The sequence below is a fragment of the Haloarcula sp. CBA1131 genome (assembly GCF_008728975.1).
GTDB classification, from domain to species: Archaea; Halobacteriota; Halobacteria; order Halobacteriales; family Haloarculaceae; genus Haloarcula; species Haloarcula hispanica.
The window spans coordinates 80426-104829 of the sequence record NZ_RPCY01000001.1; the positions used below are offsets into that span (position 1 = coordinate 80426).

The following is a 24404-nucleotide window of genomic DNA, read 5'->3' on the forward strand; positions in this document are numbered from 1 at the left end:
GATACGCGACGGCGCGGGTAAAGGCTTGTTGTCATGCTGTCGCCCGCTAACCGCTGGGATGACTGCCGTATCCGTTCGGTTGAGGCTGATTCGCTCATTGCTATCGGAGCGAGGCCGACCGGCAGGTCCATCTCACGTTTCCGGCCATCTTCGGGCGAGACGTGTTATCTGTGTGCGACAGCATCTGCATGATTAATTCCACGTCTACCGGTGGCGAAAGGGTGAAGAGGTCGAACCGACTGGTCGACAATATGGGCGTTCTCGGGCAGCTCGGATTCATGGTCGCCTTTCTTTCGGCCGGCGTCGCCGCCGGCCACTTCGGGCTGTTGACCGACCGGCGGACGGATATCCTCACCACACTCGTCTTTACTGTCGCCCTGCCGGCGCTCATATTCCGGTCCACGTACAACCGCCCGCTGCGGGAGATTATCTCGCCGGCATTACTCGGGGGCTTCTGGGCCGTCATCGCGCTGACGATAACGCTGGGCTGGCTCGTCCACCGGCGGCTGGAATCCCCCGACCGCCGCAGCGTCTCCGTCGTCCAGTCGTATCACAGCAACATGGGGTTTCTCGGGCTGCCGCTCGTGGCAGCGACGATGGGCAGCGAAGCGACGGCCGTCGCCAGCGTCATCCTCGGTATCGGCGCGGTGACCCACGTCCCGGTGACGGTGTTCCTGCTGGTCCGCATCAACGGCAGCGACGCCTCGCTGCTGGGCGAGTGCAGGAAACTCGTGACGAACCCGGTGCTCATCGCGCTGGCGGCCGGCATCACGGCCTCGGTCCTGTCGCTGTCCGTTCCGGAGCCACTCGTCGGTGCGCTCGGTCCGCCGGCCGAACTGGCGCTCCCGGTCGCCCTGCTGTGTATCGGTGCGACGCTCGACACGGACCTCCCGGTGGCGGACCTGCAGAAGACCGTCAGCGTCGTCGGGCTGAAGGTGCTGTGGATGCCGGCGCTGGCGTGGCTGGTGTACTCCTCGCTAGCGATGGACGCGACGGCGCTGGGCGCAGCGGTCGTGATGCTCGGCACCCCGACAGCGGTGTCGACGTACGTCTACACGACGGAACTCGGCGGCGACGCCGCGTTCGCCTCGCTGAACGTCTTCACCTCGACAGTGGTCTCAATCGGAACGCTCTCCGTGCTGATCTGGCTGTTCGCCTGACGCCCTGCCGTGGTCACGCTTTTGCCCGCCGACGCCCCCACCGACGATATGGGCTATCACCAGATCAACCCCGAGGACCTGTCGGAAACTGCGGACTACCCCTGTGACCGGCGCGGCGTCTCCGACGCCGCCGAACTCCACGCGCTCCACGCGGCCACCTACGAGATGGCACCCGGCGAAGACCTCTCGCGGGCCTACCACTACCACGAGACGCGCGAGGAACTATTCTACGTGCTCAACGGCACGCTTCACGTCGAAACGCCCGACGGGGAGTTCGTGGTCGCCGCCGACGAGGTGTTCGTCGCCGAGCCGGAGAGCCCACACCGCGCGCACAACCCCGCCGACGCCGACAAGCCAGTCACGGTCCTCGGCGTCGGCGCACCGCCGACCGACATCGCGCGCCCGTACGACCCCGACGCGTAGCGAGCGGGCTCGGCGGTTCAGACACGCTTTTCAGCCCCCCCATCACAGTTGCGCCCATGACGAGCAAACAGGCGGTACAACAGGAACTGGTCGACAGCGGCGTCACGGCAGTCCTGCGCGGGATTCCCGAGGAAAAGATGGTCGACGTGGCGACAGCCGTCCACGAAGGCGGCGTCACGGCGCTGGAACTGACGGCCGACGCGAAGCGCTGCTCGGACATGATTGCCGCGGTCGACAAGGCTCTGGACGACACCGACGCCATCATCGGGGCCGGCACAGTCATGGACGCCGCCGCCGCCCGCAACGTCATCGAGGCCGGCGCGGAGTTCGTCCTCGCACCGAACCTCAACGAGGACGTCATCGACGTGTGCAATCGTGAGGGCGTCCTCGCCATCCCCGGCGTCATGACGCCGACGGAGGCCGCCGACGCGATGGAGGCGGGTGCGGACATCCTGAAGATGTTCCCGGCGAAAACGGTCGGCCCGGCACACATCGGCGCGCTGCAGGGTCCGCTCGGCGACGTCCCGATTATGCCGACCGGCGGCGTCTCGACCGACAACGTCGACGAGTTCTTTGATGCCGGCGCGGTCGCTGTCGGCGCGGGCTCGGCGCTGGTCAACTACGAGGCAATCGAGAATGACGACATGGACGGCGTCCGCGAACAGGCCGCGGCGTTCGTCGACGCCGTCGAGGCCGCCCGAGAGTAGCAACAATCTCACCCGGCCGAGCAGAACGAGGCCCGGCACGGCGGCAGCGGCTTACGTTCCGGTGTCGTTCTCGGTCGTCTCGTTGCCTGTCTCGTTCCCAGCCGTTCCAGTCTCATTACCGGGCAGGTCAGTTTCGTTGCCCGGAACCGCAGTCTCGTTTCCGGCCGTCCCAGTTTCGTTCTCTGGTCTTTCCGTTTCGTTACCGGGCACGCCTGTTTGGTTGCCTGGAGCCTCGGTCCCGTTGCCAGGCATTTCAGTTTCGTTCCCCGGTACTCCGGTCTCATTGCCGGGCAGATCTGTTTCAGTATCCGACATCTCCGTCTCGTTTCCGAGAGCATCGGTTTCGTTCTCGCCCAGTTCCGTCTCGGTATCCATCCCGGTTCCTTCTTCGGTCTGGGCTTCAGTTTCCGTCTGCGATTCCGTACCGGCTTCCGTCATCGCGTCAGTCTCTGCTGCCGTAGATGTGCCCGGAGCTTCGGCACCGCCGCCACCGCCAGTCTCCGTACCGCTGCCGCCAGTGTCACTACAGCCAGCCAGCGCCACGAGTGCGCCGCCTGCGATTTTGATAACGTTCCGTCGAGATGTGGGTCGTCCCATAGCGTTTGCCCGAAGAGAAGCCGGACAGTTTATGAATGACCTGCTAAGCGTCTGACGGAGAGCCGACAGAACGGCTTAGCAACACCCGAAGGTGGGCCGGTTCGCAAAGCAAACATAAACGATCTGTTTCAGATCATGAATGGTTCGAGTCCGGTATTTCGGCCAGTTCACGGGTGGTTCTACACCTCGATAGCCGAACATCGGCCTGTTGCGGTGTGGTTCGAGACCCGAGTTACAACTATCCGTACTGTTCCCGAGCGGTTATCGAGCGCATAGGTATCTTCGTCCCCGGGTCACGATATCAGGCCCTGCGTTGTTAGTCAGACAGCCGTTTTAGCTGTCAAAATCGCTCAGTCGCCGTTTAGCAACGTCATAACCTGGACGCAGTGGGCAGCATCCCCATGCCCGCGGGAACTCCCGTAGCCGTAATTGTCGCCGCCGTCGTCTGGAACACCGGGTATCGGTCCGCCTCCGTCAGTTACGAGCCGTGTCTCGTCAACAGGGAGACCACGGTCACCCGACGACAGCACGATGAGTTCGGGTGCGACATCAGCCGGCGCGACCTGCCGGCAGTAGCGTCCATCAGACATCGGTGGCTCCCTCTGCCGGACCACTGTCAGCCCCATTCCTCACATCGCCGGAAACGTCGCGTCGTTCGATTGTCTGCATTGGTATCACGCTACGATACTGTGTGGACCAGTCATGAACAGCAAACGACTTCAACGCGCCCCTGTCGGCGAAAACGACCACACCTGCGATGGAGTGGCAGTATTTTCCGCATCGCACGCGGTGCGTTCCCGTCGGAAGAGCGCGAACTCGCCGGGTTCTACACAAACAGGGTCGACAATGGCCGCTCATGTGCCGCAGGTAGCAGCAAAAGTAACCGCGAAGTCCGAGGCCTACTCGCCGATGAGGCTGTCGACGATTTCCTCGGGGTCGAACGGTTCGAGGTCGCCGTAGCCCTGGCCGGTCCCCAGGAAGAGGATCGGCTTGCCGGTGACGTGCGCGACGGAGATGGCCGCGCCGCCCTGCGGGTCGGCGTCGGCTTTCGTCAGAATCGCCCCGTCGATCTCGGCCGCATCGTTGAACTCGCGCGCCCGGTTGACGGCGTCCTGACCCGCGACCGCCTCGTCCACGAACAGCGTCATGTCCGGGTCGATGTTGCGGTCGATCTTCTCCAACTGGGCCATCAGGTCGTCCGAGGTGTGGAGTCGGCCGGCCGTATCGCCCAGCACCACGTCGATGTCGTTGGCCTTGGCGTACTCGACGGCGTCGTAGACGACCGCCGTCGGGTCCGACCCCTGCTCGTGGGTGATGATCTTCTTGTCGAGGTTCTCGGCGTGTTTCTCCAGTTGCTCGTTTGCGCCAGCGCGGTAGGTGTCGCCGTTGGCGAGCACCGTCGAGAGTCCACGGTCCTCGAAGTACTGGGCGAGTTTCGCTATCGAGGTCGTCTTGCCGACGCCGTTGACCCCGGTGAACACGATGGTTACCGGCTTGTCTGCCTGCTGGACGCGCTCGTCGAAGTCGAACTGGCCGACGTTGATAACGTCGTACAGCGACTCCCGGAGCGCGTCCCGGACGAGGTTCCCCGTGCTGGAGAGCCGTCGGCGGGTCTGACCCGTGAGGTTCTCCTTGACACCGTCGAGGATCTCGTTGGCGACGCTCATCTCCACGTCGCTCGACAGCAGCGCCAGTTCGAGGTCGTCGAGGTGGCTCTGTAAGTCCTCCTCCTCGATGACCGTCTTCCCGGTGGCCATGAGCTTCGCCTTCGCGGCGAGGCCGCGGCCGCCGTCGTCGTCTTCTTCGGACTCCGAATCGGTGTCGGATGCCGAGTCGTCCTCTACCTCTGTGGCGTCGTCAGACTGGGAAACTTCATCCTGGATCGCGTCTGTGTCTTCGACTGCCGTAGACGACGCTGTGGCTGGCTCGTCTATCGCGTCGGAGTCAGCGGCCGGCGGTTCAGAACCAGTCTGTGGCTGGTCGCTCTCGACCGCAGCCGCCTGCGTGTCGTCTTCGGACGGCTGCGAGTCCGTTGCGGGCTCAGCGTCGGCCGCCTGGTCGGCAGTTGCTTCCCCGTCAGCCCCGTCGGCGTCCGGTTCGTCCTCCGCTTCGAGTGCGTCGTCGTCGACGTCCTCCTCGACGTCACTCGTGAACCCGCTGAGTTTGTCCTTCAGTCCGTCGAACATGGCGGCCTTACTCGTCTTCCTGCTCTTGCTGTTGCATCATCTGCTGCATCTGCTGCTGTTGCATCTGCTGGGCCTGCTGTTCGAGCTCTTCCATCTCGGTCTCGACTTCGGCCTTCTCTTCCTGCAGGTCGCTGATGTGGTCGTCCAGCGTCTCCTTCTTGGTTTCCAGCGTGCTGACAGCGCCGTCCTGCTCGCGCTCCGCGGAGTAGCCGCCACCGAGGGAGACGACGACCTCGTCGATGTCCTCGATAGTCGCGCGGATGTAGGCGTCGCCGCCGAGCGGGACCTGCACCGTGGAGCCGGAGTCGAGCGTCTCGATGGCCTCGATTGCCTCGTCGATGTCAGTCTGCTTGTCGCGGAGGCGCTCGATTTCCTCGTCGATAGCGTCGACTTCCTGCTCCATCTGCTCGATCTCCTGTGCGACCTGCTGCATCTGACCGCCGCCGCCACCGCCGCCACCGCCCATCATGCTGCCACCTCCTCGATTGTGATCTGCGTGCGCTTGAGGTTGTGCTGGGAGCCGAAGTCGCTGTAAACGCGCTCCTCAGCGACGTTCTCGTTTGGCGCGTCGACCTCCTTCTCGAACTGCTGTGGGCCGTCTCGGGCCGGGAAACTACCGCGAACAGTGTACGTGCTCATACACGCAGGTGCGGGCAGGGCAGGGAAGTATCTTCCCCTTCCGTCCGTCCCACCATCCACAAGAGTAGCCGCCGCTACCCAGCGACTGCGACGGCCACACGGCTGGAAAACGAGCGACGGGCCTACTCCTCGGACGCCGGGGCGTACACCATATCGCCGCCACACTCGGGACAGGACGGGCGAAGTACACCTGTCGAGTAGTCACACTTCCGGCAGACGAGGCGGTTCTGGTCTTCCGCGGGCGGTGTTCGCTGGACCATACGTGACGTTTGGGGACGCACTATATTATTCTTTGACACGAGCTGTCATGGTTGCCGGCCCCGATGGATTTCCCGGGGCAATACGTACAGCCAGCTATGAGCGAGACGACTTACCAGTGCGAGTGCGGTGCGGCCCTGCGATTCAGGCAGGACCTGACGCTGGAGCGGGGCGGAACCAGTCGGGCCTGGGCGTGTGGGGACTGCGGACTGCCCGTTCCAAGCGTGGTGGCAGAAAAACTCAGCCACCAGCATCCGTCCTGAGCGGGCGGCAGAATGAAAACCGCGTCAGTCGATGTAGCCGAGCGCCGCGTCGATACGGCCCAGTTCCGGCCCGGAGGTGTCCGAGCCACAGACGTAGCCGTGGTCGTTGGCGAGCAACCCGGAGCCGACGAGCGGACCACCGTAGTTGATGGTCCCGATGTCGGCCGGCACGTCGAGGATGTCCTCGAGGGCGTCGAGTTCGCCGTCCGTGGCCTTCGGATGACAGAGCACGCCCTTGTTGGTGGCGACGGCGGCGGTCCCGACGGTCGTGACACCGGCGATGACGCCGCGTTCGACGGGTACGTCCAGCCCATCCTTGACCGCTTGCACGGCATCCCGAGAGAGGTCGGGGTGGACGTACGCCCCGTAGTCGTTACAGCAGACGACGTTTCCGGCGGCGTTGATCCGGCCGGGCATTCTGGTGATGGGCACGTCGACGACGTCCTGAATCCGTTCGATTTCGGTCTCACGGACGCGTTCGGAGACGACCAGCCCGTTCTCGTTGCCGGTCGCGAGCGCGCCGACGGTCCCGGAGCGGCCGACGGTCGTCGGCACGGCCGGAACGTCGAGTTCGTCGCTCAGGTCGTCGAGCAGCGATTCGTCTAAGTCTGGGCGAACCAGCACGCAGTCGTCGGTCGCACGGGCGAACACACCCACGTACGACGACCCGGAGAAAGCCGCGCGGAGCAACGTTACTCTGCGGTCTCTGCTTCGACGATGGCTTCGCCCTCTTCCTCGAAGCGGGCGGCGCGAACACGGATCTTGCTCGGCGTGTTGGCGCGGCCGCGGGCCCAGGCCGCCTCGTTGATCGAGGGGTCGAGGCGGACGGCGTCCTCGTCGACAGAGAAGTGCTTGGCGAGGTGCTCGCGGATGAGGATCATCGCCTTGTCTGCGCGCTTGTGGTTCGGTTCGGCTCGCGCGTCTCGGAGCGGGACGGTGACGACACGCTCCTCGAAGTCACTGGCGCTCATTATTCGTCAGTGTCGTTGCGCCGCCAGTGGCGTCGTTTGTGGTTGCGCTGGACCTCGCGGTCCGTCTTGAGCATGACCCAGGCCGGGACTCGACTGTTCTGGTTGTCGAGTTTGGCCAGTCGCTTCTTCGTAGCCTTCGATTTCTTACCCATGGTATGGTGCTTGTTCCGCGCCGTGGTTTAAATTCCTTCCTTTTCGAGCCGGTCGCGGCCCGTTATCAGCGGCTATAACTGCGGACGTAGAACTAAGTAGTCCGTGGCCCTGATTATCAATGGATGAAGCGCCGGAGATTCCTCCAGACAATGGGTGTCAGTGCGACAGCCGTCGGCTCTGGTTGCATGGGTGGGGGCGGTGAGGTCGTCGTCAGCGTGCAACAGGACGTCAGAGTCAACCCGCACAAGGCGTGGATCAAGGAGGAGATCCCTGACGTGTCTGACCCCGGCGGTGAGCTACGGTATATCGTCAAAGCGGACATCCCGTTCAACGTGTACTTTTTTACTGACCGCGAGCAGTTCGAGCAGTACGACACGTTCATCAAGGGTCGGGAGCCCGACGAAACACCGCCGGGGAACCCCAAGTTCAGCCAGACAGCGGTCCAGCCGGCGGGGTCGGATATTTATCAGGCGTCCACGGACGACGGCGGCGCACGGGAGTCACTGGACGAACCCGGGCCGTACTTCTTCGCCGTCGACCACTCGAACTACCGGATGGAAACACGCGTCGATGACTACGACGATCCGTTGAAGGCCTTCGTCGACCTCACCGTCATCCGAAGCAAACTGCCCTTCTAAACGAACGCCAGCGGTACCATCGCCAGCACCCCGACGGCGACGCCGGCAGTTAGTTCGCGTTTACCGCCACCCGGCAAGCCGTCGCCGTACTCCAGCGCTTCGGGGACGAACTCCGTGAGCACGAGATACACCATCGCCCCGGCGGCGAAGCCGAAGCCGAACGGGAGAAATGCCTTCGCCAGCGTGACGAAGTAGTACGCGATAACGGCCCCGACCGGCTGTGGCAGCGAGGAGAACACCGCCCACCAGACCATCTTCCACTCGCTGACACCCAGCGAACGGAGCGGGATGGCGATAGCAGTCCCCTCAGGGACGTTGTGGATGGAGATGGCGACAGTCATGAACACAGCCAGCAGCGGGACGGAGACGCCGAGGATACCCACAGCGGATTCGGGCGTGGCCGACTCCAGCCCGAGTTCCGCGAAGGAGACGCCGACGGCGACGCCCTCCGGGAAGCTATGGACAGTCAGAATGCCCAGAATCAGCAGAAGCTTCTTGAAGTCGGCCCGCTCGAACTGCTCGGGTGACTGGTCGAAGTCATCCAGAAGTTCGTGGGCAACGACGACGAGCAGGACGCCAGCGAGAATGCCGGGAATCATCAGCAGCGGCGACCCGTATGCCAGCCCCTCCCGGACGAGTCCGAAGAGCGATGCGGCGACCATGATTCCCGAGGCCAGCCCCCACAGCAACACGTTCCACCGGTCGGAGAACTCATCGACGAGAAAGAACGGAATCGCACCGAGGCCGGTGGCGAGTGCCGTGAGCAACCCCGCGACGAACACAAAGGCAACGTTCTCAACGGCGACCATATCGGTGCTACGCCGCTCGGACCAATAAAAATTGTCACTAACCTGATTTGTTTTGGTCGGCCTAAACAGTCTGCTGGCACGCTGTAAATAGGTTCTCAAGCGGCTAATTGACGCCCCTCACTCGGTTATAGGCCAGTGCTACGATAGTCCCGACGCCACAACACGCATTCTAACAGATATATGACAACAAATGCACGCCAACAGTGTCCGTGTAGAACACGCACCGACAGCAACCCCGCTGGCCGAGACGGCACACACTCATAATGACACTGACTCGACGGTCCGGTACGTCGGGCCGTCAGGTCCCAGCTCACTCTCTTTCAGCCGGATTTCCTCGACACGCAGGCGACCGACATCCGGGTCCTCGTTCTTGACGGTGTCCTGTACCGTCTCTTTGCCGCCGGCGTGGTCCATCCTGGCGATGGTTGCGTGCGCCGTGAACTCGTGGTCCTCCGGGTCGAACCCCATCGCGACGGTCCGGGCCTCGACGGCTTCGTGCAACGCGGTCAGTTCCGCGCCACCCTGTCCGTCGCGGACACCGACCCAGACGACACTGATGTAGGACAGCGCCGGGAACACGCCGAGACCGCCGAACTCGGCTTCGAACGGCTCGACGCCGCTGTCTTCGACCGCCCCTTCGAGAGCAGTGACGATGTCGTCAACGCGGTCCGGGTCGGTGTCGCCGAGGAACTTCAGCGTGATGTGGGCCTGTGCGGGGTCGGTCAGCCGAAGCCCAGAGACGCCGTCGAAGCGTTCCTGTACGCTCTCGATAGCGTCTTCGAGCCCGTCCAGATCGACGCTGACGAACAGGCGGTTGGCCATAGCTAGCGGTTCCGGTCGTGTCCGCAAGAAAGCTACGACGGGGTCAGTGACTGCTGTGATCTGGGGCTGTATGCCACCGCCAGAGACTATGTCCGAGTCCCAGAGCGACCATTGCGACCGCGACGCCGAAGAGAGCGGGGATGGCGGTGTCGGGAAGGAGACCGAGAGATAGCCGGACGAGAATGGCCGCCACAATCAGGAGGGCTACACGCGCTCGTGCCCGGGGCGTCTCTGCCGGACTGGATACCCAGCGCCCGAACGCCGGTAGCTGCGCGTAGTAGCGTCCGACGAGAACCGCCAGAACGACCGTTCCTGCAACGCCCGCTCCAGCGGCGGACAGCGACAGCGAGGTCTGGTTTGAGGTGAGAGCAGCCCAGCTAACGACTGCGAACACACCCCCGAAGAAGACGAGCAACGCGTCTACTGCCAGTGGGTCCCGCATATCCGGGAATCCGACCGCAGGACACCTAAATCTTCACGAGCCGTGGACGTAGCCCTTAACCGGATTGGCCGTCAATCAGGAGGCATGACAGACCACGACGACGACCACGCCTTCTCCGAGGGCCAGGGGTTCGACGACCCCTACGAAGGGTTCGATCTCGAACCGCCGGAGTTTGAGGTGGACCCGGACAAGGTCGACCCCGTCGACTCGCGTGTCGTCACCGACCTGCTGGACCAGCGGAACGTCTCCTCTGACGCCGTCGACCCAGAGCAACTGCTCGATGTCGGCCTGGAGTACATGCACATCAACCGCCACGAACAGGCCGCCGAGACGTTCGAGCGCGTCGCCCAGTACACGGACGACGACCGGCTCAAACAGGAGGCCTGGACGAACAAGGGCGCAGCCCACGCGGAACTCGAAGAGTGGGATGCCGCCATCGGCGCGTACAAGGAAGCACTCAACTTCGACGAGGAGTCCGACCACGCCGCCACAGCGGAGACGAACCTCGCGTACGCGCTCTGGAAGTCCGGCCGCTCCGAGCAGGCACTCGAACACGCCGAGCGCGCCGTCGAAATCGACCCGCGCTTCGGCGAGGGCTGGTACAACCGCGGCTTCTTCCTGCTGGAACGCGGCCTGGCCGACGAGGCCATCGACGCGTTCGATAACGCGGTCCGCCTCGGCTTCCGCAACGCCGACGTGCTCGAAGAAAAGGCCCGCGCCCTCGAAGAGGTCGGCGAGTTCGACCGCGCCGAGGAACTGGCCGAGGAGGTCGACGAGATGCGCGAGGAGGCCGAACAGCAGTTGCTTGAATGATACTCAACGAACGCGACACCGACGAGGGGTTGCTCGTCTCCGTCTGTGACCCTGACATCATGGGCGAAACGTTCGAGAACGGCCCCGTATCGCTCACGGTCAACGAGGAGTTCTACGGCGGCGAAACGGCTACCGAAGACGAAATCGTCGACAGTCTCGCACGCTGTTCGGTCGCCAACATCGTCGGCGACGACGCCGTCACCGTCGCCGTCGAACACGGCTTCGTCGACGAGGAGAACGTCCTCGATCTGGGCGAGACGCGCCACGCACAACTGCTCTGGATGTAACTGCGGTCGCGACTGGCAGCCCGACCCCGACAGTCTTTGCGAACGCCCATCGAGGGGGACACGTATGTATTCCCGAGACCACGCTATCGTCTCTACAGCCGTCGGGGCTACCGGTGTCGTCGTTCTGCCGGTCCCACTCCCCTGGTGGGCCGCCGTCGGCTACGCGGTCGTCGTCGGCGTCGCCATCGACTTCGACCACTTCGCCGTGGCCAGACTGGAGACCGGCGACTGGGCCGCCCTCCGCCGTTGTCTCCGGAACCCCGAGATAGTGGTGCTCGACCAGGACGAGATATTCGACCCGCAGGACCTCTGGCCGCTCCAGCGGCTCCTCAGCCATCACCTCATCGGCGGCGTGGTCGTGGTCGGCCTCTGGCTCGTCTCCGAGCCGCTATCGCTGTTTACCGCCCTCGTCCTGTACGCCCACGTCCTCGGAGACCTCGTCTGGGACAACTACCTGCTTGATACCTACCGGGAACAGCACATGATGGCTGCTGAGTCTGACTCCGAGTAGGTCCATATGTTCCCGCTATCGATAGCGGACGACAGCCAGTGTACAGGGTGCCCCGAAAGAAGCCTCATCAGTCTAATAACGCCTCATTACCGGTTTTTTAGAGAGTAGAGCACCTCTTAGGCGGTACACAACATATCCCGAAATGTCTGACTAGCGAGAGATTGCGGACTTTGCTCACCACGCCTGTGTGCCGTGGTATTATTACACATTCATTCGCGGAAAGTAGCCGTTTTCAGGCTGGTTACGCCGAAAGATCTGGTTAACAAAGTATCGTATCACGCAAGGGGGGACCATGATCTGGTGGAGGACAGCTGACGGCCAAACATGAATCTGCCGTCGGTCCCGAAAATCAGTCGCAAGTCCGTTCCGAGAGACGTTGTTATCGCCTGTGTCGGAATAGTTGCCACAGTACTGCTCGCGCCACTGGTGCTGTTCACAACAGAGATATTTGTTCTCATAGTCCCGTTATGTGGTGGGGTTGCTGGCCTGACATATCTGGCGGGGTGGCTACGAACCGACGAAGCACGCACGCACACGACAGCGTTCGTGGGAAAGAACGCGGTACGGGTCGTAGAGACGGCTGTCATCGTTGGAATTGGATCCCTGGCGTTGCTTGGGGCTCTCCAGAACGGCCGGACGATTCAGTTCCATCTCGTGAGCGGCGTCATTGGCACGGCAATCATTGCGCAGATCGTTTTCGCTGAGACATCGGCATTGCGCCCCCGGGTCGTGCTCGCAGAACTGCTCGGGCTCCTGCTCGTGATCCAGTACACTGCCCTGCTGACCACTCCAGGATTCATTGGCGTCGACACATGGGTTCACGTAACCCAGTTCATCGCGGACATACAGTCCGCCGGAACAACCGCTGCTATCTCCGAGTCGAAGTACTCGGTGGCGCCGGTGTATCACATACTCGTCGTCAGCGGTGCGGCGCTGTTCGGATCCAGTCTCCGGACAGCCATGTTTGCGAGCGTCGCACTCGTCATTCCGATGACGCCACTACTAGTATACAGTACAGCCCGGTATATGCTGGCAGTACGGGGCTCGCTTCTCGCTGCAGCGTTGTTCACGATGAGCGATTATATGTTGCGCTGGAGTATCGACGTTATCCCGAACAGTCTTGGGCTCGTTTATTTCGCCGCCGTCCTGTTCGGACTAACGAAGCTGTTCTACACCGACACCCGACGCCCACTGTATGCGCTTACGCTGTACTGCTGTCTGTCGGTCGTGCTGGTCCATCAGGTGTCGACGTTCATCGTGCTTACACTGCTTGGTGCCGGTGTCGTCGCCAAGTTCGTCACAGACCATACGGACTATCTCAGTGGCGTCGCGGACCGCGTCCCCTCGGAGATTCCAACGGTAAACACGATTGGACTGTTCGGTACGACGACGGTACTGGCAATGGGGTTCTGGTCGGTTACGCCCTATGGAGACCAGTCATTCATCGGCCGGATGATTGTACTGCTCAGCAGCGACCTCTCAGGTGCCGGCTTCCTCAACCTGCGCAGCAGTAACGCCGCCAGTGAAAAACTGCCCGCCTCAATCGTGCAAGATGTCCCCACTGCAGTGACTCTCGTTGACGCAATGGGGTTCTCGATCCTGCTGTGTCTGCTAGTGCTGGGACTACTGGTGTTGCTTCAGCGACACCGCCTCACCCAACTCTCCGCGATATTTGTTGTCGGCGCGGGGATTATGCTTGTATTCACACTGGGGCTCCCATTGTTTGGCATCAACGTCTTCATTCCGGATCGATGGTTCGCGTTCCTCTATGTCCTGATGGCAATCGTTGGCGTATTTGGCCTGCGATACGTCACACAACAGTTTGGGACCCGTACTGTCGTCGCCTGTATGCTGATTCTCGCGCTTGTGTTCCCCGGGTCAGTCTTCGTCTCACGTAAGGCGACGCTCGAGAACCCTGCCTTTGAGGAAGCATACCCGCGGTACTCACACACGGAATCTGAGCTGGCCGCGGTGGAATCGATCTCAGCGCTCCGGCCACAGGATCGGAGTACAGTCGTGACCGATCACCCTTACCGGATGGTGTTTCCACTCTGGCAAAACCAGTCGTCGCGGCCGTTAGAGTACGACACCGATAGCGGTGGCTTTGAGAGCAGAGACCGGGTGTACCGGCGCTATCAGTCCACTGGGTCGCCAATCATCACTGCTAACGGTCGGTTCAAAAAAGTACAGCTTGACAGGGAACTCGTCTGTCCGTCCGATTCGGCCGTAGTTTATAACAATGGGGCGGTCCAGTACTGCCGTACTTTCGAGGTGTCAGGGTAGCTACCGATGATTCACTCACTGTGTAACCGGCTGCTACACCGGACGGGGCCGTACGCCGATTTGCTACTCGTCGCCAGCTATACGACCGTGGTGGCTTCGGTGTTGCAGTCTCCGGGATGGCTGGGACCGACGGCACGGATCCCCGTTGCCCTGCCAGTGTTGCTGTTCGCGCCGGGATATGCTCTGGTCACTGCGATCTTCCCGAGCTTGACTGTCGAATCAGTCACAAGCGATAGCCGAGCCCCGCCTACGCGACCTCGTAACCGACTAAACGGGCTTGTCCCGGTCGAACGTGTGACACTCGCAGTTGTCGCAAGCGCATCGGGACTCCCGATGGTGTTGTACGGCCTCTCGATGGTGACTCGGATTCGCCTCTCACTGATCTGTGCTGTCGCCGCTACCGTGACAGTTGGGTGCTGTGCCGTCGCTGTGGGCCGGCGGACTGTTACAGGCTGGGAGCCGCCGGTGGACGGCGGGATTGGACGCGAAGTGCTCGGCATCGAGTCACGTATCGACGTGTTACCGGTTTTGGCCGCCGTCGTTGCAGTGGTACTGGTCACCGTCGCTGGCGTAGTGGTTCTCGATGGAAACGGAGCAACGGCGAACGCCGAACTCGCAATCGGAACTGAGAACGCTGCAGGAAATGTGACCATCGAAGGCTACCAGGGCGTCTATTTCCCGGGTGATACGGGTAACTACACAGTCCAAATCGAACACCACGGCGATACGTCCCAAGAGTACACGTACGTTGTCGGATTTGAGCGCCAGTCGGGGAACGGCTCCGGTTCCTGGTCAGTCAGGCAGCGGACGTCTGTTACCGCTCGACCGTCGATCCCGGTAACGGACGACGTGAGCGTGCAACTCGATGGACCGTCGGGCAACGGCACCGTCGTCGTGCTCCTGTATGAGGGACAAGCCCCGGAAACACCCACGCGGGACAATGCACTCAGAGTGGTGTCTGTCCCTGTCGAGGTACGATTACCATGACCCCATCCGCGTATAGCCTCGGACTCTCGACAGCTAATTCGAGTATAAATTACTGGCCATCGCTTGCAGGAATACTAGATCTTATGCACCGATGGATACTGGCCCACGAGGGACCCAGTTCTGAAACTGCAACGTCGACGAGAGACAGCCGATGAGTGAACGAGTCCTGTTCAGCGTCAATCATCCCGCACAGGTCCATCTTTTCAAATATGCCGCCCGGGAGCTCGAAGCAGAGGGCTTCGAGACGCTCGTGGCTGCTCGCGAGAAGGAGATGACGGTTGACCTGCTCTCGGCCGAGGGACTGGACTACGTCACACTTACCACCGAAAGCGACGGGCTAGTGGAGCTGACAGCCGAGCTTGCGAAGCGAGAGCGGCGGCTCTACAACTTGGCCCGTGAGTTTGATCCCTCCGTAATCGTCGCGCGGTTGGCCCCGCCAGCGGTCCACGTCGCCACTGCGCTTGGCTGTCGGAACCTTGTGTACATGGACACAGTCCTTCGCCCGCGGACGGTTCGGCTGCTGTATCACGGACTCACGCTCCCATTCGTCGACGATATCTGTTCGCCACCGGGGATGGACTTTCACGTTCCCTTTGGACAGTCACACACGGTCGGGTTCCAGGAGCTAGCGTACCTCCACCCCGACCGGTTCAAGCCGGACCCAGAGCGTCTACGAGCCCACGGTGTCAACCCAGATGCGACCTACACCGTGGTCAGACTGGCGGGCTGGGATGCGTACCACGATATCGGTGAAAAGGGACTCGACACGGACGCCAGGTCACAGCTCGTTGAGCAGCTATGTGATCGGGGCGAGGTGTATATTACCTGTGAGGGGGACTTGCCGACAGAGTACGACCGGCATCAGCTCGCTGTCCCGCCGCATCTGGTCCATGACCTCCTCTACTTTGCCGACCTCTATATCGGTGATTCACAGACGATGCCAACTGAGGCTGCCCTGCTGGGGACACCAGCTATCCGAATAAATTCCGTCGTCGGAGACAACGATATGCACAATTTCCTCGAACTGGAGGAGCGGGAGCTGTTGTACTCGTATACAGATGGGACAGCGGCCATCGACCGGGCCGACTCTCTGCTGTCTGACGACGACGCGGAGCGCTGGGAGCGCGAACGTAAGCGGCTCCTGGCACAGCAGCGTGACGTAACGGAGCACATGGTCGAGCTTATCCGAACTGGTGGTAACGATTGAACCGATACAGGCACCGTCTATCCCGTCGGTATGCATCGGTTTCAATCGCGGTACGCCTTGCTATAGCTAGATAATCCCCTGCTAACAAATGGATACCAGCGCAGTCCACGAGGTACTGGTGTTGCTATATGGAAGTTAGAACGGCCGTCCTGAAGTTATTCTCCGGAAATATCGCACTCGCGATCATCGAGTTTGCAGCGGTTGCCGGGTTCACTCGAGCCATGGGCACTGGGGCTATCGGGTCGTTCTTTCTTTTTCAGGCAGTCATTGGGATGCTCAATATCCCCGCTGATCTGGGCATCTCGAAGGCGGTTGAAAAACAGCTTTCGGCTGCTGCCCCGATGGGCGAGGTTCTCGGGACGGCACTCGTCGTCAAGACACTGCTGGTGCTGCCGTGGCTGGCCGGTCTAGTGGCATTTGCCTCCTATGTTGAGCAGTATATCGGCATTCCGGGCGTTGTACCCATTCTGGTCACCGGCCTCGTCATCAGACAGGTCCGAGAGCTTTCGCTGCGCCTGCTCGCGGGGGAATTCCAGGTTGAGCGTAACGCAGCGGTGAAAGTATTCGGGAAGCTGACCTGGGTTGGAACGGGTGCCGTTTTCGTGGTAAATGGAATGGGTGCAAGTGGCCTCGTTCTCGGGTTCGTGCTGGGCGACCTCGCGGCCGCGCTCGGAGCCATGGCACGGCTCGATATCAGAGTGGGCTGGCCTCGACTGGACCGGGCGCACGCACTCGTTGGATTCGGGCGGTACCTGTTCGTCGGGAGTGTCAGCGGAATCGTCTACGAGTGGATCGACGTGGCGATCCTCCGTCTGTTCGTCCCGGTATCACTGGTCGGTGTGTACGAAATCGCCTGGCGGGTTGCCGCTGTCGCGCTGCTGTTGACCAACGCTATCCGCACATCGTTGTTCCCACAGATCTCAAGATGGCACGACCGGGACCGGTTTGAACGCATTGAAGACGCCTTCCGAACCTGGGTTCAGCTGTCGCTGTACGCGACTATTCCAGCGTTCGCCGGTGCAGTCGTCCTTGGCCCCGATCTTTTGACTACTATCTTCGGAAGCGCGGCTGCCGCGGGCTATCCTGTGCTGGTTGTGTTTATGCTAGAGAAGATCCTCCGGTCAGTACAGCTTGTTATCGGTCCGGCACTGTACGCAATGGATGCGCCGCAACTGGGCTACCGGGGCAGTGTCGTCGCTATCAGTGCGAACGTTGTTCTTAATCTCGCGCTCATTCCGTCTTTCGGTATCCGTGGAGCAGCGGTCGCAACGACTCTGAGCGCGGCGGCGGCCGCCGTGGTGTCAATCTATTACGTGCGGCAGTTCGTCCGCATTCCACTCCCCCGTAAACGAATCGTTTGGAGCGCTATCGCGGCGACACTGATGGCTGGTACGGTTGCGCTGGTGATTCGTCCCTTCGATCCCGGCTGGCTTCGTCTCAGCGTTGGCCTCGGAGTCGGCGTGTTGAGTTACGCCGGGCTGTTGTTGGCTAACTCCGGTATCCGAATCCAGTTGCGGCAGGCTATGGGGTCGCTTGGTTGGGCGTAGTTGGGAACAGCGCTACGGCGTGTTTGTCGACAACAGTGTCCCAGTCATGCGCCTCAGCAGTTTCTCTGGCCGTGCGCTCGATTTGACCGGCAAGAGCCGGGTCATCGAGACACTGCTCGATCGCCGAGCAAAGCCCCGTTGCTGTTCCATCGTACAGGAGCCCATTGTCTCCGTCCGTAATCAGGCGCTGGTGTGGCGGAATATCTGTTGCCATGACGACTGCGCCGGCTGCCATGTATTCGAGCAGTTTCGCCGGGTAACTGATTCGATACGACTCGATATCCTCTAGCGGAGAAATGGCCACGTCAGTCCGGGTCAACAGCCCTGGGACGTCACTGTGGGGCACTCGTCCGTACCAGACGATCTGGTCAGCCACTCCCAACTTCGCAGCCTTTGCCTGCATTGCATCGATGTAACCGGATTGGCCATCACCCGCGATATGGAACTCAAACGTCTCGCCACACTCTGCGAGCGCTTCAATAACGTGTGGGAGCCCCCTGGCTGCGCCGAGCGATCCAACGTATGTCACGGTCAGTGGTCTAGAGAAGGAGTCACCAGTCTGTCGTCCGTCAGCGGGCTCGAACGTCTCAGTATCAACGCCCATTCCGATGACTGTCGCCGACGAGAGGTCCAGCCCGTACTCCTGTTCGGTGACTTGACGGATCCCCTCAGTCAAACAGGTGACCTGATCACACCGCTGCAAAGCCACTTTGACTGCGGCGGCGTACCCTGCCCAGATCATGACGGAGAGGCGCTCCGCGGGCGACATATCTGCCTGTCTAGACATGACAAAGTCACGCTTCTGTCGGACCGGAACCACCTGAAGACCAGCGACAAAGCGCGAGTCACCAGCAATAGCGCCAACCCATGCCTGAACGAGGGTTCTCTGGAAGCCATAGGTGGCATCGAACCGATGCCGAGCCCCGAGTACGGTCGCGTACAGTGTGGCGATGATGAAGAACGCTATCGTCGAAACGAGGCGGGTATTGCCGGTTCGGATCGGATGGTAAACGACTGACGTGTTACCAGTACCGCCTGCATCGTGGTCTTTGTCGGCGCTACAGATGACATGAACAGTGTGTGTAGCTGCAAGCTTTGTCGAGATGTAGTGTGGGACAGTCGCGCTGAACGGTGACCTAACATCGCGGTGATGAATCAATAGGAGAGAGCGACGCTGTGCCATCGGCTCAGGGGTTACAGACCCACCGGTACGGGTCGAGTGCCTCGTGTGATTGTTCCTGCTATCATTTGCACCGAAAGTCTACGGTTACGGTCATAAGTAAAGGGGAGTTATGCGCACACAACCCGGAGACCGCACGGGAAGGCAGCGAGAGCCACCCGACCTATCGATGGTAAGGGGTGTATTATATAATACCTCAGACGGCTACAGGCAGCAATGAATGGAGGTCAGCGGACGCGGCGGAGATTTATTAAGGGGATCGCCGCTACGGCCTTGACAGTCGGTATTAGCTACCCCGGGACTGTCACGACCCAGTCGCGATTCGACACTGTCGTCAACGCCATTGCAGCGGGTGCAGACCCCGATGGGTCGGAACGGATCGACAACGTCCTCGAGGGGTACATCGATGATGATACACTCATCGAGTTCCCCGCGGGAAGGTACCGTCTTGGCTCCCTCGACGTCGGCCCTGTTCGTAACTTGGGTCTACGAGCGAAGCCCGAGGCGCAGGTCTTGTTTGAGCCCGCGACACCAGCCAGCGATCAGCGCTCACTCATTACGTTCGAGGGTATCGAAGACCTTCTTTTAAAAGGACTGACATTTGACTTTTCACGGCCGGGATTCGGAAACACCCTGAGGGTGATTGCTAATGGTGACTTTCTGGCTCAGGACCTCAGAATCCGTGGTCAATTGCCGGATCAGGACCGGACGACACCACATGTCGGGTTCCGGTTTGACGTGCGCGACCCGGATTCGACAGGGGTTGTGAGAGATGTCTCTGCCCCCGACGGTGGACATCAAGGGGGGAACGGTGTTGGTGTCTTCGTCGGTAAAAACCACGCCGGGACACTTCGGTTCGAGAACTGCACTGTCGCTAACTTCCCCAATAACGGACTCTACGCCTCCGCACCGGGCCGAAGCAGTCGGAACTATACGGGTCGGGACGGCGTTGTACACGTCAGAGGGGGTCTGTACGCAAATAACAACATCGCTAACGTTCGGCTGGGATCGACCGGATCGACGGCTTACGGAGTCACGGTTCGCGTCGATTCGGTACCACCGTACCCGTCACTGGAGAAGCTAAACGTCCGCGGCATCAGGCTACGTGCCCAGTCCGGGCAGTTCATCAGCGACTGTGATATCACTATCACTAGTGACGCAGGCCCCGGATTCGGTGCTATCGTCTATCACCCCGACCACGACTCTGCAACCCTTCGCAACACGACGATCCACGTCGACAAAGACGAGTACAATGCGGTCAGGGCCATCAGTGGGGACAGTGGCGGCACCGGGGCACCACTTACTCTCCAGAACGTTAGTGTGACTGGCGACGCAGCCGACGGTGCTGCCGTTGTTATCGCTGATCGAGACAGAACAGTACTGCGGGACTGCGTAATCAAGCAGTCGGGAGCGGGGCGCGATGGAGTTAGGTTCACCAGTGCAGACGAGTGCCTAATAACCGACTCAACCATTCAGGTTCCCGGCGAGCCGCTGTCTCTTATCGACTCATCCGTGCGGAAGGTTCGGCTTACTGTCTGAATCTGTTCCTGCCAACTGAATCGTAACTGGTAGTTACTTGGCCTCGAAAGATGCGGTAGTCGTAATTACGCTTTATTCCATTATTAGTAATGTACTCCTGAATGGTCGAAAAGGATTACATACTACCCCACAGTTATGATGGGGCCAGTTCTAGTGCGGACTCCACCAAAGAGGGACGGTCACTACTGACACGAAGGCAGCTACTGGGAGGCATACTGGCTGCAAGTACAGTACCGATGATTCCGAATGGACTTGGAATGCCATCTTCTCGTACTCTCGAAATAATTTCAACGGATCAGCAAAGCGAGACTGGCTCCCTTGACGTGCGCTACGAGTTCACTACAACAGGCGAGATCGTCCCGGTAAATGACGGCGAGAACGCAGCAGAGGCCAACGATAGCGTGGCGAAAAACGACGACGAAACGTGGACTGCAATTGGGCGGACAGGCAATGGATTCGGCGATAGCTACGAGATCAACGGTATCGTTACCGGTTTCAATGCCAGTGGGAACTACGAAATCCGGCTGGACGGAGCGGTAGTGACAGTCTCGGAGGTAGTTGCGCCTGCTGACCACGTCGTTGAGATACAGACCACGGAAGACCCTTCTGAACTCGATTACGAACTGACGACGACGGGTGAGCCGATTCCGTGTACTGGTGATACGGAAAACGCCGCTGACGACAATGACAGCATCGTCCGTAACGACGACGACACCTGGACGATCGACGGATATACTGGTAACGGCTACGGCGACCAGTACTACTTTTCCGGCGAGATTGTCGACTTCGGGCCCGTTGAGCCGTTCGCTGCGGTATACGTTGATGGGAAGCAGATCGACCTCTCGCCGTTTGAGCGGTCTCCAGATCCGGCTACAGAGATCGGCGGTGGCAGCGGGTATGCCAACACGGTTCCTGAGTCAGATGCCAACTACGTAGTCGAGACACTCTCCGAGTTGCTTACTGCACTGGATGCTGCCGGCCGCGGCGATACTGTCTACGTTGCTGGCGACGCTACCATTGATGCCTCACCAGTTACCGGAAGTGACCGGCTAACTGTGCCTACCGGAGTAACCCTCGCTTCTAACCGTGGTATCGACGGCGCGTCGGGTGGCCAGATCTCCACTGGCGTCATCGATTATGAACACCTCATGGGCCTGAGCGAGGATGTCCGATTGACCGGACTCCGGATCAGTGGACCCGAAACCGGATATCGCGAGTACGGTACCCCGGTATCCAGTGGCGTCACCGTTGAGGGAGCAGGCTGTGAAATCGACAACACCGAGCTATGGGGTTTCAACCACGCAGCACTCAAACTCCGAACGTCGACACATATCCATCACTGCCATATCCACGACAACCCCATGGGCGGACTGGGCTACGGTATCCAATGTTTAGACGGGGACAATACGCTTATAGAGTACAACAGATTCAACTTTAATCGCCATTCTGTTGCGAGTGGGACCGGGGAGGCCGGATACGAGGTCCGATACAATCACTTTGGCGGCACCGAAACACCATCCTACCAGGTCGGAACACATCAGCCGGGTGGAACGACGCTGCTGATCCATCATAACACCTTCACGCCCCTCCGACACGTTGGTCAACATCCTGAGGAACCGGGAACGCACGTCAGCATCCGTGGCGTCCCCGAAGACCGTGGTGAGATCCACCACAACTGGTTTTACAACCCAAAGCAGCCATCGGCGGGTCGGGGTAACGAAGCAGTCATCCAGCCACATGTCGAATCATTAACAAACCTTCATTTCGGGAACAACCACTACGGACAGAACATTCCTGACGGCGATGTGGGGTGTCCACGGCGCTAAAAAGTACTCTAAGGAGAACGTTACTAACACCCTAGATCCTGAAGACACCCAATCGATGGGGACCGTCGTCATTTCGCTGGACGCCGAACTCGCATGGGGGTTTGTCGATTTCCCGGTCTTACCAGAGCGACGACTCGCGCGCGCCCGAGAGATGTGGCTAGAGTTGTTGGACCTGTTTGAAAAGTATGATCTTCCCGCCACTTGGGCGGTCGTTGGCCACTTGTTCCTTGAAGACTGTGATGGTCGACACCCGAACCACCCGCTCAATGCGGCGTGGTTTGACAGAGAACGGCCCTCAGAGCATGAGGAACTGTGGTGCGCGCCGGATCTCATTGACACAGTTGCCGACGCGACAGTCGACCACGAAATCGCTTGTCATTCCTTTTCGCACGTTAATTTCCAGTCTAGCAGGGCCTCGAAGTCTGTTGCGGCGGCCGAATTGGGGCGGTGTCACAAGCTCGCCGACCGTTGCGGAATTGAGTTGTCCAGTTTCGTGTTCCCACGTAACCGTGTTGCACATCGCGATGTCCTTGCGAGATCGGGTTTTCGTTGTTACCGTGGGCGGCAACCACCGTGCTGGCACACCGACAATCGATTGACGCCACTGGTTCGGGCCGTCAGTGGCTCGCCGCTAGGAATTACGCCGCCCATTGTCCATCCTCGTGTCGACGAGCATGGACTCGTTGAGATCCCGGCGTCGCTGTTACTGTTTTGCTTCGAAGGATGGGCTCGCCAGATAACAGAGACACTGTGGGCTGACCCCGTTGTCAAAATGGTCCAGCGAGGGGTCGATCAGGTCGACGGTGGTGATGGAATCTTCCACCTCTGGCTTCATCCAAACAATCTCATCAACGACGCGGGGATCAAGCGGATGGAGTCGGTATTATCATATATCGATCAAAAGCGTGGGCCGGGTCTCGCGGTCCGGACCATGGAGACAGTCGCACAGCGGACTGTCGGCTCGGCCCCGCAGCAGACCTGGTAAGGATATCCTTCTACCGATAATGAACTTATAATTAACTGAGAGTCAGCCATCGCCACACTATCTGTGGAGTTAGCAGAGAGATATGATACTATACATATGTGCTAGGCGATCGAGCGAGGCCTTGGTGGGGCCAGTTGACTGTCTCAGCCTGATGGGTGAGGATGTATAGAGGGCACACTGTTGGTGTGGTTGTCCCAGCGTACAACGAAGCAGGACTTGTCGGTACTGTCATCGATACAATTCCGGAATACGTCGACCGGATTTACGCTATCGACGACTGCTCGATGGACGACACATGGACAGAAATTCAGGCACACGCAAGACTGGACCAGGCGGATGCCCCATCCAATCCGGAGCAATCCGTGCAAACAGATGGTGGGTTTGAACAGCGAGTCTGCCCGATACGCCACGAAACCAATCGCGGCGTCGGTGGCGCGATCAAAACAGGCTACCGCCATGCGTTGCGGGACCACATTGACGTAACTGCCGTGATGGGCGGTGATGGGCAGATGGACCCGAGTATTCTCGACTCATTCCTCGATCCCATCATCGACGGCGAGGCGGACTACACGAAGGGTAACCGTCTCCACAGACCGGCGTATCGTGAATCGATGCCCCGTGCCCGGCTTGTCGGCAATGCGATCCTCACAGCGTTGACAAGGGTCGCGTCGGGCTATTGGAGGATAACAGACCCCCAGAACGGGTATACAGCCATATCACGGCAGGCGCTGTTGGCGATCGACCTTGACGAGATGTACGAGTACTACGGGTACTGCAACGATCTGCTTGTGGAACTCAGCGTCAGTGAGATGCGGGTTGCAGATGTTCCGATGCCAGCGAAGTACGATGAAGCCGAGTCGAGTATTCGCTACCGGGAGTACATTCCAAAGGTCTCGTGGCTGTTGGTGCGGAACTTCTGTTCACGACTGGATCGAGCATACGTCCGAGAGGGAGTCTACCCGCTCGTACTGTGTTACGTCGCTGGTTTCAGTGCGATCTGCGTCGGACTGGTCGCCGGCGTACTGGGGCTGGCACAAGACACTGGACTTACAGCGGCGGCGCTCGCAAACCTGTTTGGCGTCCTCGTCTTTTCGCTCGGAGTGGTCCTCGACCACCGGAAGAGTTCTGGGACAGAGGTGGATGTGCGTGACTGAGTGTCTCTGGCAGGACC

At 60.4% G+C, this 24404-nt stretch carries 29 protein-coding genes and 1 pseudogene; 17 read left to right on the forward strand and 13 right to left on the reverse strand.

The window, feature by feature from the left end; translation table 11 throughout:
• Positions 1-251: 251 nt before the first annotated feature.
• From Har1131_RS00445 to Har1131_RS00455, 3 genes are read left to right on the forward strand one after another with little or no spacing between them, the layout of a single operon-like run.
• Positions 252-1160, forward strand: coding sequence for an AEC family transporter (locus Har1131_RS00445; protein WP_151144580.1), 909 nt, complete (start codon positions 252-254; stop codon positions 1158-1160).
• Positions 1161-1208: 48 nt separating this feature from the next.
• Complete coding sequence (locus Har1131_RS00450) at positions 1209-1583, forward strand: cupin domain-containing protein (RefSeq protein ID WP_151144583.1); 375 nt, start codon at positions 1209-1211, stop codon at positions 1581-1583.
• Positions 1584-1639: 56 nt separating this feature from the next.
• Entirely contained in the window at positions 1640-2290 is a 651-nt protein-coding gene (locus Har1131_RS00455; protein ID WP_004964639.1) for a bifunctional 4-hydroxy-2-oxoglutarate aldolase/2-dehydro-3-deoxy-phosphogluconate aldolase, read from the forward strand.
• A 51-nt stretch (positions 2291-2341) separates the two neighbouring features.
• On the opposite strand, the gene Har1131_RS00460 is transcribed toward Har1131_RS00455, so the two are convergent.
• The 6 genes from Har1131_RS00460 to Har1131_RS21525 all read right to left on the reverse strand — a co-directional run bounded on the left by Har1131_RS00460 (position 2342) and on the right by Har1131_RS21525 (position 5972).
• Complete coding sequence (locus tag Har1131_RS00460) at positions 2342-2887, reverse strand: hypothetical protein (RefSeq protein WP_044951645.1); 546 nt, start codon at positions 2885-2887, stop codon at positions 2342-2344.
• Positions 2888-3237: 350 nt separating this feature from the next.
• Complete coding sequence (locus tag Har1131_RS00465; protein ID WP_079980820.1) at positions 3238-3477, reverse strand: hypothetical protein; 240 nt, start codon at positions 3475-3477, stop codon at positions 3238-3240.
• Positions 3478-3786: 309 nt separating this feature from the next.
• Positions 3787-5073 carry a signal recognition particle-docking protein FtsY gene (gene ftsY, locus Har1131_RS00470; protein ID WP_151144587.1) on the reverse strand — a complete coding sequence of 429 codons (1287 nt, stop codon included), beginning with the start codon at positions 5071-5073 and terminating at the stop codon, positions 3787-3789.
• A gap of 7 nt (positions 5074-5080) precedes the next feature.
• Positions 5081-5542, reverse strand: a complete 462-nt coding sequence (pfdA, locus tag Har1131_RS00475; RefSeq protein ID WP_014039375.1) for a prefoldin subunit alpha — start codon at positions 5540-5542, stop codon at positions 5081-5083.
• A complete protein-coding gene (gene rpl18a, locus Har1131_RS00480; protein ID WP_004594032.1) occupies positions 5539-5712 on the reverse strand; it encodes a 50S ribosomal protein L18Ae in 174 nt (57 codons plus the stop codon). The genes pfdA and rpl18a overlap by 4 nt, the downstream gene beginning before the upstream one ends.
• A 122-nt stretch (positions 5713-5834) precedes the next feature.
• Entirely contained in the window at positions 5835-5972 is a 138-nt protein-coding gene (locus Har1131_RS21525; RefSeq protein WP_014039374.1) for a hypothetical protein, read from the reverse strand.
• 96 nt (positions 5973-6068) lie between these two features.
• Here Har1131_RS21525 and Har1131_RS21530 point away from each other — a divergent pair, with 96 nt between their 5' ends.
• Positions 6069-6233: a hypothetical protein gene (locus Har1131_RS21530; protein ID WP_023843110.1), complete on the forward strand. Its 165-nt coding sequence runs from the start codon at positions 6069-6071 to the stop codon at positions 6231-6233.
• A gap of 24 nt (positions 6234-6257) precedes the next feature.
• On the opposite strand, the gene Har1131_RS00485 is transcribed toward Har1131_RS21530, so the two are convergent.
• From Har1131_RS00485 to Har1131_RS00495, 3 genes are read right to left on the reverse strand one after another with little or no spacing between them, the layout of a single operon-like run.
• Positions 6258-6923 carry a translation initiation factor IF-6 gene (locus Har1131_RS00485; protein ID WP_064287345.1) on the reverse strand — a complete coding sequence of 222 codons (666 nt, stop codon included), beginning with the start codon at positions 6921-6923 and terminating at the stop codon, positions 6258-6260.
• Positions 6924-6925: 2 nt separating this feature from the next.
• Positions 6926-7204 (reverse strand): 50S ribosomal protein L31e, encoded by a 279-nt coding sequence (locus Har1131_RS00490; RefSeq protein ID WP_004518347.1) that lies wholly within the window; start codon positions 7202-7204, stop codon positions 6926-6928.
• On the reverse strand, positions 7204-7356 hold the full coding sequence (locus Har1131_RS00495; protein WP_004518346.1) for a 50S ribosomal protein L39e: 153 nt from the start codon (positions 7354-7356) through the stop codon (positions 7204-7206). Before Har1131_RS00495 ends, Har1131_RS00490 begins: the two co-directional genes overlap by 1 nt.
• Positions 7357-7542: 186 nt before the next feature.
• On the opposite strand from Har1131_RS00495, the gene Har1131_RS00500 reads away from it, so the two are divergent.
• On the forward strand, positions 7543-7995 hold the full coding sequence (locus Har1131_RS00500) for a hypothetical protein (RefSeq protein WP_014039372.1): 453 nt from the start codon (positions 7543-7545) through the stop codon (positions 7993-7995).
• On the opposite strand, the gene Har1131_RS00505 is transcribed toward Har1131_RS00500, so the two are convergent.
• From Har1131_RS00505 to Har1131_RS00515, 3 genes are all read right to left on the reverse strand, one after another.
• On the reverse strand, positions 7992-8804 hold the full coding sequence (locus Har1131_RS00505) for a ZIP family metal transporter (protein ID WP_014039371.1): 813 nt from the start codon (positions 8802-8804) through the stop codon (positions 7992-7994). The two genes, Har1131_RS00500 and Har1131_RS00505, sit on opposite strands and share 4 nt — an antisense overlap.
• Before the next feature lie 258 nt (positions 8805-9062).
• Positions 9063-9626: an RNA 2',3'-cyclic phosphodiesterase gene (thpR, locus tag Har1131_RS00510; RefSeq protein ID WP_151144590.1), complete on the reverse strand. Its 564-nt coding sequence runs from the start codon at positions 9624-9626 to the stop codon at positions 9063-9065.
• Positions 9627-9669: 43 nt separating this feature from the next.
• Positions 9670-10068 carry a hypothetical protein gene (locus Har1131_RS00515; RefSeq protein ID WP_023843107.1) on the reverse strand — a complete coding sequence of 133 codons (399 nt, stop codon included), beginning with the start codon at positions 10066-10068 and terminating at the stop codon, positions 9670-9672.
• An 84-nt stretch (positions 10069-10152) separates the two neighbouring features.
• Between Har1131_RS00515 and Har1131_RS00520 the strand changes: the two genes are divergently transcribed.
• The 7 genes from Har1131_RS00520 to Har1131_RS00550 all read left to right on the forward strand — a co-directional run bounded on the left by Har1131_RS00520 (position 10153) and on the right by Har1131_RS00550 (position 17703).
• Complete coding sequence (locus Har1131_RS00520; RefSeq protein ID WP_014039369.1) at positions 10153-10881, forward strand: tetratricopeptide repeat protein; 729 nt, start codon at positions 10153-10155, stop codon at positions 10879-10881.
• A complete protein-coding gene (locus Har1131_RS00525; protein ID WP_151144593.1) occupies positions 10878-11168 on the forward strand; it encodes a DUF424 domain-containing protein in 291 nt (96 codons plus the stop codon). The genes Har1131_RS00520 and Har1131_RS00525 overlap by 4 nt, the downstream gene beginning before the upstream one ends.
• A 64-nt stretch (positions 11169-11232) precedes the next feature.
• Positions 11233-11679, forward strand: a complete 447-nt coding sequence (locus tag Har1131_RS00530) for a hypothetical protein (RefSeq protein ID WP_151144603.1) — start codon at positions 11233-11235, stop codon at positions 11677-11679.
• A gap of 324 nt (positions 11680-12003) precedes the next feature.
• Entirely contained in the window at positions 12004-13962 is a 1959-nt protein-coding gene (locus Har1131_RS00535; RefSeq protein ID WP_014039367.1) for a hypothetical protein, read from the forward strand.
• A gap of 6 nt (positions 13963-13968) precedes the next feature.
• A complete protein-coding gene (locus Har1131_RS00540) occupies positions 13969-14949 on the forward strand; it encodes a DUF1616 domain-containing protein (protein ID WP_225308064.1) in 981 nt (326 codons plus the stop codon).
• Between the two features lie 151 nt (positions 14950-15100).
• Positions 15101-16156, forward strand: coding sequence for a DUF354 domain-containing protein (locus tag Har1131_RS00545; RefSeq protein ID WP_014039365.1), 1056 nt, complete (start codon positions 15101-15103; stop codon positions 16154-16156).
• Positions 16157-16284: 128 nt separating this feature from the next.
• Entirely contained in the window at positions 16285-17703 is a 1419-nt protein-coding gene (locus Har1131_RS00550) for an oligosaccharide flippase family protein (RefSeq protein ID WP_023843105.1), read from the forward strand.
• Here the strand turns inward: Har1131_RS00550 and Har1131_RS00555 are convergent.
• Positions 17678-18490, reverse strand: coding sequence for a glycosyltransferase family 4 protein (locus Har1131_RS00555; protein WP_369802616.1), 813 nt, complete (start codon positions 18488-18490; stop codon positions 17678-17680). The genes Har1131_RS00550 and Har1131_RS00555 overlap by 26 nt on opposite strands.
• Positions 18491-19099: 609 nt before the next feature.
• On the opposite strand from Har1131_RS00555, the gene Har1131_RS00560 reads away from it, so the two are divergent.
• The 5 genes and pseudogenes from Har1131_RS00560 to Har1131_RS00575 all read left to right on the forward strand — a co-directional run bounded on the left by Har1131_RS00560 (position 19100) and on the right by Har1131_RS00575 (position 24387).
• Positions 19100-20422, forward strand: coding sequence for a twin-arginine translocation signal domain-containing protein (locus Har1131_RS00560; RefSeq protein WP_014039362.1), 1323 nt, complete (start codon positions 19100-19102; stop codon positions 20420-20422).
• Positions 20423-20745: 323 nt separating this feature from the next.
• Positions 20746-22248 (forward strand): right-handed parallel beta-helix repeat-containing protein, encoded by a 1503-nt coding sequence (locus Har1131_RS00565; RefSeq protein ID WP_023843104.1) that lies wholly within the window; start codon positions 20746-20748, stop codon positions 22246-22248.
• A gap of 151 nt (positions 22249-22399) precedes the next feature.
• A pseudogene (locus Har1131_RS22665) lies at positions 22400-22741 on the forward strand (polysaccharide deacetylase family protein); the annotation flags it as partial.
• A 102-nt stretch (positions 22742-22843) separates the two neighbouring features.
• Positions 22844-23233: a hypothetical protein gene (locus tag Har1131_RS22085; RefSeq protein ID WP_014039360.1), complete on the forward strand. Its 390-nt coding sequence runs from the start codon at positions 22844-22846 to the stop codon at positions 23231-23233.
• A 161-nt stretch (positions 23234-23394) separates the two neighbouring features.
• Complete coding sequence (locus tag Har1131_RS00575; RefSeq protein WP_044951633.1) at positions 23395-24387, forward strand: glycosyltransferase family 2 protein; 993 nt, start codon at positions 23395-23397, stop codon at positions 24385-24387.
• The last annotated feature ends 17 nt before the right edge of the window (positions 24388-24404 follow it).

What these genes read in the sequence shown, in the direction of transcription:
- Har1131_RS00445 (WP_151144580.1), top strand. Translation starts at nt 252, where the DNA reads ATGGGCGTTCTCGGGCAGCTCGGATTCATGGTCGCCTTTCTTTCGGCC.
- Har1131_RS00450 (WP_151144583.1), top strand. Translation starts at nt 1,209, where the DNA reads ATGGGCTATCACCAGATCAACCCCGAGGACCTGTCGGAAACTGCGGAC.
- Har1131_RS00455 (WP_004964639.1), top strand. Translation starts at nt 1,640, where the DNA reads ATGACGAGCAAACAGGCGGTACAACAGGAACTGGTCGACAGCGGCGTC.
- Har1131_RS00460 (WP_044951645.1), bottom strand. Translation starts at nt 2,887, where the DNA reads ATGGGACGACCCACATCTCGACGGAACGTTATCAAAATCGCAGGCGGC.
- Har1131_RS00465 (WP_079980820.1), bottom strand. Translation starts at nt 3,477, where the DNA reads ATGTCTGATGGACGCTACTGCCGGCAGGTCGCGCCGGCTGATGTCGCA.
- ftsY (WP_151144587.1), bottom strand. Translation starts at nt 5,073, where the DNA reads ATGTTCGACGGACTGAAGGACAAACTCAGCGGGTTCACGAGTGACGTC.
- pfdA (WP_014039375.1), bottom strand. Translation starts at nt 5,542, where the DNA reads ATGATGGGCGGTGGCGGCGGTGGCGGCGGCGGTCAGATGCAGCAGGTC.
- rpl18a (WP_004594032.1), bottom strand. Translation starts at nt 5,712, where the DNA reads ATGAGCACGTACACTGTTCGCGGTAGTTTCCCGGCCCGAGACGGCCCA.
- Har1131_RS21525 (WP_014039374.1), bottom strand. Translation starts at nt 5,972, where the DNA reads ATGGTCCAGCGAACACCGCCCGCGGAAGACCAGAACCGCCTCGTCTGC.
- Har1131_RS21530 (WP_023843110.1), top strand. Translation starts at nt 6,069, where the DNA reads ATGAGCGAGACGACTTACCAGTGCGAGTGCGGTGCGGCCCTGCGATTC.
- Har1131_RS00490 (WP_004518347.1), bottom strand. Translation starts at nt 7,204, where the DNA reads ATGAGCGCCAGTGACTTCGAGGAGCGTGTCGTCACCGTCCCGCTCCGA.
- Har1131_RS00495 (WP_004518346.1), bottom strand. Translation starts at nt 7,356, where the DNA reads ATGGGTAAGAAATCGAAGGCTACGAAGAAGCGACTGGCCAAACTCGAC.
- Har1131_RS00500 (WP_014039372.1), top strand. Translation starts at nt 7,543, where the DNA reads ATGGGTGGGGGCGGTGAGGTCGTCGTCAGCGTGCAACAGGACGTCAGA.
- Har1131_RS00505 (WP_014039371.1), bottom strand. Translation starts at nt 8,804, where the DNA reads ATGGTCGCCGTTGAGAACGTTGCCTTTGTGTTCGTCGCGGGGTTGCTC.
- thpR (WP_151144590.1), bottom strand. Translation starts at nt 9,626, where the DNA reads ATGGCCAACCGCCTGTTCGTCAGCGTCGATCTGGACGGGCTCGAAGAC.
- Har1131_RS00515 (WP_023843107.1), bottom strand. Translation starts at nt 10,068, where the DNA reads ATGCGGGACCCACTGGCAGTAGACGCGTTGCTCGTCTTCTTCGGGGGT.
- Har1131_RS00520 (WP_014039369.1), top strand. Translation starts at nt 10,153, where the DNA reads ATGACAGACCACGACGACGACCACGCCTTCTCCGAGGGCCAGGGGTTC.
- Har1131_RS00525 (WP_151144593.1), top strand. Translation starts at nt 10,878, where the DNA reads ATGATACTCAACGAACGCGACACCGACGAGGGGTTGCTCGTCTCCGTC.
- Har1131_RS00530 (WP_151144603.1), top strand. Translation starts at nt 11,233, where the DNA reads ATGTATTCCCGAGACCACGCTATCGTCTCTACAGCCGTCGGGGCTACC.
- Har1131_RS00535 (WP_014039367.1), top strand. Translation starts at nt 12,004, where the DNA reads ATGAATCTGCCGTCGGTCCCGAAAATCAGTCGCAAGTCCGTTCCGAGA.
- Har1131_RS00540 (WP_225308064.1), top strand. Translation starts at nt 13,969, where the DNA reads ATGATTCACTCACTGTGTAACCGGCTGCTACACCGGACGGGGCCGTAC.
- Har1131_RS00545 (WP_014039365.1), top strand. Translation starts at nt 15,101, where the DNA reads ATGAGTGAACGAGTCCTGTTCAGCGTCAATCATCCCGCACAGGTCCAT.
- Har1131_RS00550 (WP_023843105.1), top strand. Translation starts at nt 16,285, where the DNA reads ATGGAAGTTAGAACGGCCGTCCTGAAGTTATTCTCCGGAAATATCGCA.
- Har1131_RS00555 (WP_369802616.1), bottom strand. Translation starts at nt 18,490, where the DNA reads ATGTCTAGACAGGCAGATATGTCGCCCGCGGAGCGCCTCTCCGTCATG.
- Har1131_RS00560 (WP_014039362.1), top strand. Translation starts at nt 19,100, where the DNA reads ATGAATGGAGGTCAGCGGACGCGGCGGAGATTTATTAAGGGGATCGCC.
- Har1131_RS00575 (WP_044951633.1), top strand. Translation starts at nt 23,395, where the DNA reads ATGTATAGAGGGCACACTGTTGGTGTGGTTGTCCCAGCGTACAACGAA.